We start from the raw sequence: 6205 nt of genomic DNA, 5'->3' as shown, positions 1-6205 counted from the left end.
CAACATCAACGATGGCAAGATACGATCAGCGCGAGAATGGAAGTTGGCGATGAACCAGTTCGCTGTGCTGTACGGAGATCGCTTCGTCAGACCCGCGAACTAAATGCAAACCGCCTCGAACACAGAAAATCTGACACGTCCGCGCCATGCTCTGATGGCCGGTGCGTTGTTCGGGATCGCCGTGTTTCTTTTCATGCGGCTTGTCGTTCTGCCTCTCTCGGCGTTCCCGCATCCCATCAGTTTCGAGCCTCTGGGCACGGTTCTCGATCTCTTGTCGCATATGCTGCTCTTCGGCATCCCGATTGCGATTGCCGCAAAAAAGGCGGCGCACAATCTGCAGCCGACGAGCCAGGGCAGGAGAACCCGATGAAGCGAACATGGACAATCATTGCTGTCGCCGATGTCACTCGCAGCTTCCATTGGTATCAATCGCTGTTCGGTCAGCAGGAATCGGCGCCTGCTCACGACTATTTCGGTCAAATCCTCGACACGGACGGGACGGTTCTGCTCTGTCTTCATGAGTGGGGAACCCACGAGCATCCATCGCTGGAGAGTCCCGCTCGAGCGGAACCTGGCAATGGCTTGTTGCTGTTCTTTCGCGTGGATGATTTCGACGAGGCGCTGTCACGTGCGAGAGTGCTTGTAAGTCAGCTGGAGGAGCAACCCCACGTGAATCCCGCGACTGGTACCCGGGAGTTCGCTCTTCGCGATCCCGACGGCTACTACGTCATGGTCAGTGCGCTCGCCTGAGCGTGCATCGTTTCCGGAAACACTATCGAATGAAGCCAAAGGTCACTGTTCTCACTCTCGGCGTCGATGATCTTGATGCCTCGTTACGTTTCTACCGCGATGGTCTGGGTTTCCCCACGGAAGGCATCATCGGCAAGGAGTTCGAGCACGGCGCCGTCGTATTCATCCAGCTTCAGCCTGGGTTGCGTCTGGCTCTCTGGCCCCGCAGGAGCATCGCACATGACACTGGCTTCGCCGTGGGTCTCGCCAGTGCCACCGAGATGACGTTGGGTCACAACGTGTCCTCGAAAGCAGAGGTCGATGACGTGATGGCAAAGGCGACTTTGGCAGGTGCCGTCATCGTCAAGCCTGCGCATGACACGTTCTGGGGCGGCTACTCTGGCTATTTTCAGGATCCCGATGGGCATTTGTGGGAGGTCGTCTGGAATCCGCAATGGACGGAATGAGGAGTAATCTTCCGCCATGCAATTGCTGCGCTATCGCCCGGCGTCGCCGCTGGATACGTTCATCGACTGCTTCTGGTACAGCCGCGGTTATGCGCCGCAGCGCCGGCGCGAGCGAGCCTTGCCTGGCGGACGTGCGGATCTCACCTTCAATCTGCACGAAGATCGCATCCGGACATTCACCAGCGCCGAGGACAAGCTCGGTCTGATGGCACGCGGCGCCGTGGTGCACGGCCCGCAATCTCGCTACTTCGTTCTCGATGCGCGCAGGCATGTGCATGTCGTTGGCGTCCACTTTCTGCCGGGCGGCGGCAGTCTGCTCGGTGTGCCGCTGAGCGAGTTGTGTGATCGGCACGTGCCGTTGGAAGATCTGTGGGGTGAGCGAGCTGCATGCCTGCGTGAACAACTCATCGAAGCTGCCGCGCCACGCGCGATGTTCGCAATCCTGGAGCAGGAGTTGCTGCGATCGTTGCGACAGACAACGCTGGTGCATCCAGCGATCAGCTTCGCATTGCGCCGTTTCGATGCCGGGCCGATGACGGCGCGTATCGAGCCGATCCGGCGACAGACCGGTTACAGTGAGCGTCGCTTTGCAACGCTGTTCAGCGACGGCGTTGGAATGACGCCAAAGCGCTATGCGCGCGTGCAGCGGCTGTCTCGCGTCGTCCGCGATCTGGCCAGCGGTCGGGCGGACCTCGCCGGCATCGCTCTACAGGCCGGTTACTACGACCAGGCGCATCTCAATCACGATTTTCGCGAACTCGCCGGGACATCACCGGGCAACTACACGCCCATGCCTGGCCGAAATTCGCTGCATGAGTCGATCGAGTCCGATGCACCAGTGAAGCGCTGACGCGCCACGGATTGCGCATTTCTACAATACGTTCGCGATCCGGGTCGGCAGACTCGTCGCACGATTCCAACCGAGGCAACGATCATGACCCAGTACGCAGTGCATGAGGTGTATCCCTATCTGCGCGTGAAGCGCGCCGCCGAGGCCATCGAGTTCTACAAGACTGCATTCGGCGCCAGCGAGCTGTTCCGGCTCGTCGAACCGAGTGGCCGTGTCGGGCACTGCGAAATCCGCATCGGCACGACGACCCTGATGCTGTCCGATGAATACCCGGAGATGGACATCGTCGGTCCGGAGACCTTGCGCGGGACGACGTTCTCGATCCATCTGCATGTCGACAATGCCGATGCATGGATCGCGCGTGCCGTCGCTGCGGGTGCTGTGGTTACGCGGCCAGCGACGGATGCGTTCTATGGGGAGCGTTCCGGCAGCGTGCGCGATCCCTTCGGTCACGAATGGCTGATCGGGCACCAGATCGAGGAGGTGTCGTACGAAGAAATGCAGCGGCGCTACACGGCGTTGATGAACGGTTGACACTTTTCGAGCGGACCTCATTCGCCGTGGACACCTTTCCGACTTGCAAACGTCGGTGCGGACGCCATTATTTGAGTCTTCCTCAGAGTGGAGATCGGGATGGCCACGGGTTGGGCAGGCGATGGCGCGGTGCAGGATCAGATCGATGCGACCGTGAAGGACGGGATCAAGCGTGCGCAATCGCAGCTGCCCACCGGTCCCAGCCTCACGAACTGCGCGGAATGCGACGCGCCGATTCCCGAAGCGCGCCAGAAGGCGATCCCCGGCGTGCGTCTGTGCGTCGCGTGCCAGGAAGCAGAGGACCAGGAAGCCGCGAAGTTCACGGGCTACAACCGTCGCGGCAGCAAGGACAGTCAGCTGCGTTGATGGGGTCGGCTCTGGGTTCCTGAATCGGCCTGAGACCCTGCCGTGCCATGCCTGATGGGTGTAGCACTGAATTCCCGATGTGGGTCCGACTTCCCCGTGGGCTTCCCGTTGGTCACAGTCGGACATCTGAGAATCGGGTGATGTCCGGCTAAGGCCGGACCCACAGCAAAAACCTCTCTGCCTCTCTCCGAAACGGTGCCGATATCGGAATCAACCGGTACAGGCCACTGGTTCGTGCCCGTGTCACCACACCAGTATCGAGCCTCGATTCGCGCAGTCGATCGCGCTGCTGGCGCTAGCCAGATCGCGCAGAGGCTCCAGGAACAGTGCTTTCCCTGCGGGGAATCGCCACCAATCGCTGCTGGTGTTTTGGGCGCCAATGTGGCGAACTCGGCCGCTCGGTTATAGTCCCGCGGCCCGCCTTACTCCTGCAGGTATTTCATGAAGCCCCGGTTTCAATTCGCCTTCCTGATCGTCCTTCTGGCTGCGAATGCGGTCTGCATCGCTGCCGGCATGCAGCCCGAACGTGCCGAGCGCGGCATGGTGGCCAGCGTTCATGAGCTCGCCTCGGAGGCGGGTGTGGAAATGATGAAGGCTGGCGGCAACGCCATCGATGCCGCGGTCGCGACCGGGTTCGCACTGGCGGTGGTGCATCCGGCGGCCGGCAACATCGGCGGCGGCGGCTTCATGCTCGTGCGCATGAACGATGGCCAGACGAAGTTCATCGACTTTCGCGAGAAGGCGCCGGGCAAGGCGACGGCGACGATGTACCAGGACAAGGACGGGAATGTCGTCCCGCAGTTGAGCCGCGTGGGCTATCTCGCCTCAGGCGTGCCGGGATCGGTGAAGGGACTGGTGCACGCACAGCAGCGCTACGGCAAGCTGAGCCTGAAGCAGGTCATGGCTCCGGCAATCCGGCTCGCGCGCGAGGGCTACGAACTGGATTGGTCCGTTGCGCGGCAGATGACCAACGACAAGGGCTTCGCGCAATTCGCCGATTCGAAGCGCATTTTCCAGAACAATGGCAAGGGCTGGCGGCAGGGCGACATCTTCAGGCAGCCCGAGCTGGCGCGTACGCTCGAGCGCATCGTTGCGGCGCCGGACGATTTCTACACCGGCAAGATGGCGCGCGAACTGGCCGAGTTCGTGCAGCAGGGCGGCGGCCTCATCACGACGGCCGATCTCGCCAACTACGATGTGAAAGAGCGCACGCCCGTGCGCGGCACTTATCGGGGGCTCGAGGTCATCAGCGCGCCGCCACCGTCATCGGGCGGTATCGCGTTGATCGAAACACTGAACATCCTCGAAGGCTTCGACATTGCGAAGGCGGGCTTCGGTTCGGCCGAATCCATCCATCTGATTTCGGAAGCGTATCGCCGTGCTTTCTACGATCGTGCTCAGTATCTGGGCGATCCGGAGTTCAGCGAGTTGCCCGTGCTGGAACTGGCCGACAAGTCCTACGCAGTCGAGTGGCGCAAGTCGATCGACCTGCAACGCGCTACGGCATCATCGCGCCTGGAGCGACCGAAGGTGTCGAAGAAGCTCGAACAGTACGCGTCCGACAAGCCGGTGAAAGTGCCCGCGAAGGAATCCATGCAGACGACGCACTACTCGGTGGTCGACGCGGAAGGCAATGCGGTGGCAGTAACGACGACGCTGAACGGCAGTTACGGATCGAAGGTCACAGCCGGCTCACTCGGCTTCCTGCTCAATAACGAGATGGACGATTTCTCGTCGAAGCCCGGTGCGCCGAATATGTTCGGCCTGCTGCAGAGTGAAGAAAATGCCATCGGCCCGAACAAGCGTCCGCTCTCCGCGATGACGCCGACCATCATCCTCAAGGACGGCAAGCTCTGGCTGGTGCTCGGGTCGCCAGGCGGCCCGACGATCATTACTACGGTGGCCAACATCCTGATTGGTGTTGCGGACTTCGGTCTGGATATCCAGCAGGCCGTAAACGCGCCGCGCTTCCATCATCAGTGGGCGCCCGACCGCATCATCATGGAACGCAATCGCTTCTCGCCGGACACGATCCGTCTGCTCGAGCAGCGCGGTCATGCCGTGTCGTTCGGCCTGGGCGGCGACGGCGAATGCATCCAGATCGATCTCGAGACCGGCCTGCGGCTGGGTGCGAGCGATGGCCGCAACGAATCGGGCAAGGCGGTCGGCTACTAGTACGCCGGGATCGATCGAATAGAACGGCTACACAAACGGGCACACAGGAGCGGCGGGCGAAGAGTCCGGGGCTCTTCATTCCGCGACAGAAGATTTTTCTGTCTTCCTTTGCCCCGCGGGATTTCCGTTGGTCACGCTCGTTGGTTTGCTTTGCGCTGTCTTTGCGTTCGGTGTCTCGATCCCACAGGAGTGAGGAGCAGCTCCTCACTTTTGTGCATCCAATGAACGTCCTTCCGTCTACAGAACTGCGGTGACGAACCTGCAAATCTTCTGCAGGCAACCCATGTACCGGAGGACTTTCCCCATGAACGAACGATCGATCCCATTCAAACGAGTGCTGCAAGGAGCTTTGTTGTCTGCTGTGTCTTGCTGCGCACTGACCGGTGTTGCGGCTGCCGCCCCTGCCGCTCCCCGCCAGGTGACCGTGCATTACGGCGACTTGAACCTGTCGACCGACGTCGGCGCAAAGCAGCTGTATGGTCGTATCCGCGCAGCAGCAAGAGCAGTCTGCGGTGCGCCCGACGGATTGGTGCCGCTGACGGTCATAAGCCAGCACAGGCAGTGCACCGAGGAGGCGGTCGCCGCGGCGGTGCAGAAGGTCGACAACGGTATCCTGACCGCGATGCACAACGGCAAGTCGTTGCGGCGATTCGGATAAGCCGCCCGAGCGCGGAGGGCAGCGACGTTGCGCCCTCCGCGCACGGAAGCCCCACGATACCTTGCTATTGCCTGTCTGGCTGCTTTCGGCCAATGTCCACCGTCCCTTGCAGTTCGTTGCGGACAGGTCAACAACGGAGATGAACATGCCACGCTACATCATCGAACGCGAAATCCCCGGCGCCGCGAAACTTTCGGCGTCCGACCTCAAGGCCATTTCCATCAAGTCGCGCCGCGTACTGGAGAAGCTGGGCCCGCAGATACAATGGCAGCAGAGCTATGTCACCGACGACAAGATCTACTGCGTCTACATTGCGCCCAATGCGGAAATGATTCGCGAACACGCGCAGCAGGGCGGATTTCCAGCGACCAGCGTTGCCGCGGTTGCGGCGATCATCGATCCGACGACCGCGGAATAGGGCGGGCA

At 61.3% G+C, this 6205-nt stretch carries 9 protein-coding genes; 8 read left to right on the top strand and 1 reads right to left on the bottom strand.

The genetic code is table 11. The features are described from left to right. Positions 1-25: 25 nt before the first annotated feature. Positions 26-379 (bottom strand): hypothetical protein, encoded by a 354-nt coding sequence (locus VIZ63_RS08525; protein ID WP_331609134.1) that lies wholly within the window; start codon positions 377-379, stop codon positions 26-28. On the opposite strand from VIZ63_RS08525, the gene VIZ63_RS08520 reads away from it, so the two are divergent. The 8 genes from VIZ63_RS08520 to VIZ63_RS08485 all read left to right on the top strand — a co-directional run bounded on the left by VIZ63_RS08520 (position 367) and on the right by VIZ63_RS08485 (position 6197). Beyond that, entirely contained in the window at positions 367-750 is a 384-nt protein-coding gene (locus VIZ63_RS08520; RefSeq protein WP_331609133.1) for a VOC family protein, read from the top strand. The genes VIZ63_RS08525 and VIZ63_RS08520 overlap by 13 nt on opposite strands. 29 nt (positions 751-779) lie before the next feature. Further along, the gene (locus VIZ63_RS08515; protein ID WP_331609132.1) at positions 780-1196 is read left to right on the top strand and encodes a VOC family protein; all 417 of its coding nucleotides are present in this window, start codon (positions 780-782) and stop codon (positions 1194-1196) included. A 16-nt stretch (positions 1197-1212) separates the two neighbouring features. After that, complete coding sequence (locus tag VIZ63_RS08510) at positions 1213-2046, top strand: helix-turn-helix transcriptional regulator (protein WP_331609131.1); 834 nt, start codon at positions 1213-1215, stop codon at positions 2044-2046. Between the two features lie 84 nt (positions 2047-2130). After that, on the top strand, positions 2131-2580 hold the full coding sequence (locus VIZ63_RS08505; protein ID WP_331609130.1) for a VOC family protein: 450 nt from the start codon (positions 2131-2133) through the stop codon (positions 2578-2580). Positions 2581-2679: 99 nt separating this feature from the next. Continuing rightward, positions 2680-2946 carry a DksA/TraR family C4-type zinc finger protein gene (locus tag VIZ63_RS08500; protein ID WP_331609129.1) on the top strand — a complete coding sequence of 89 codons (267 nt, stop codon included), beginning with the start codon at positions 2680-2682 and terminating at the stop codon, positions 2944-2946. A gap of 441 nt (positions 2947-3387) precedes the next feature. After that, complete coding sequence (ggt, locus tag VIZ63_RS08495) at positions 3388-5121, top strand: gamma-glutamyltransferase (protein ID WP_331609128.1); 1734 nt, start codon at positions 3388-3390, stop codon at positions 5119-5121. A gap of 304 nt (positions 5122-5425) precedes the next feature. Further along, positions 5426-5779 carry a UrcA family protein gene (locus VIZ63_RS08490; protein WP_331609127.1) on the top strand — a complete coding sequence of 118 codons (354 nt, stop codon included), beginning with the start codon at positions 5426-5428 and terminating at the stop codon, positions 5777-5779. A 145-nt stretch (positions 5780-5924) separates the two neighbouring features. Further along, positions 5925-6197 (top strand): DUF4242 domain-containing protein, encoded by a 273-nt coding sequence (locus tag VIZ63_RS08485; RefSeq protein ID WP_331609126.1) that lies wholly within the window; start codon positions 5925-5927, stop codon positions 6195-6197. Positions 6198-6205 lie beyond the last annotated feature (8 nt).

Origin of the sequence: Povalibacter sp., assembly GCF_036520495.1 — a bacterium.
Classification (GTDB): Bacteria; Pseudomonadota; Gammaproteobacteria; order Steroidobacterales; family Steroidobacteraceae; genus Steroidobacter.
This window is presented reverse-complemented; position numbering and strand designations above follow the sequence as displayed.

Coding starts and splice junctions, on each gene's coding strand:
- VIZ63_RS08520 (WP_331609133.1), top strand. CDS start 367: ATGAAGCGAACATGGACAATCATTGCTGTCGCCGATGTCACTCGCAGC.
- VIZ63_RS08525 (WP_331609134.1), bottom strand. CDS start 379: ATGTTCGCTTCATCGGGTTCTCCTGCCCTGGCTCGTCGGCTGCAGATT.
- VIZ63_RS08515 (WP_331609132.1), top strand. CDS start 780: ATGAAGCCAAAGGTCACTGTTCTCACTCTCGGCGTCGATGATCTTGAT.
- VIZ63_RS08510 (WP_331609131.1), top strand. CDS start 1,213: ATGCAATTGCTGCGCTATCGCCCGGCGTCGCCGCTGGATACGTTCATC.
- VIZ63_RS08505 (WP_331609130.1), top strand. CDS start 2,131: ATGACCCAGTACGCAGTGCATGAGGTGTATCCCTATCTGCGCGTGAAG.
- VIZ63_RS08500 (WP_331609129.1), top strand. CDS start 2,680: ATGGCCACGGGTTGGGCAGGCGATGGCGCGGTGCAGGATCAGATCGAT.
- ggt (WP_331609128.1), top strand. CDS start 3,388: ATGAAGCCCCGGTTTCAATTCGCCTTCCTGATCGTCCTTCTGGCTGCG.
- VIZ63_RS08490 (WP_331609127.1), top strand. CDS start 5,426: ATGAACGAACGATCGATCCCATTCAAACGAGTGCTGCAAGGAGCTTTG.
- VIZ63_RS08485 (WP_331609126.1), top strand. CDS start 5,925: ATGCCACGCTACATCATCGAACGCGAAATCCCCGGCGCCGCGAAACTT.